Genomic DNA, 259 nt, shown 5'->3' on the forward strand with positions numbered 1-259 from the left:
CCTCCACCATTTCGCCAAACGAGGACGGCATCAGCATTACAGCCTCGAAGCGCACCACCAATACCACAAGCGCCGGTTTCGTGTTCGACCAGTGCACTATCAAACCTGCCGCAGGTGCTGGTCGCTTTACGAACGTTGGTCTGGGCCGTCCCTGGAATAGCTTCTCACGCGTTGCGTACGTAGATTGCTACCTTGACTCTATGATCAGCGCAGCTGGCTGGAACCAATGGAGCAAGTCATCGCCAAACACCGACGGTGT

1 protein-coding gene is annotated in these 259 nt (G+C 56.0%); it reads left to right on the forward strand.

The features are described from left to right. Positions 1-35 precede the first annotated feature (35 nt). Positions 36-259, forward strand: a 224-nt coding sequence (locus MN204_RS21705; protein WP_368858697.1) for a pectinesterase family protein, incomplete at its 3' end; no start/stop codon positions are given.

Origin of the sequence: Oceanobacillus saliphilus, assembly GCF_023522835.1 — a bacterium.
Taxonomy (GTDB): Bacteria; Bacillota; Bacilli; order Bacillales; family Amphibacillaceae; genus Oceanobacillus; species Oceanobacillus saliphilus.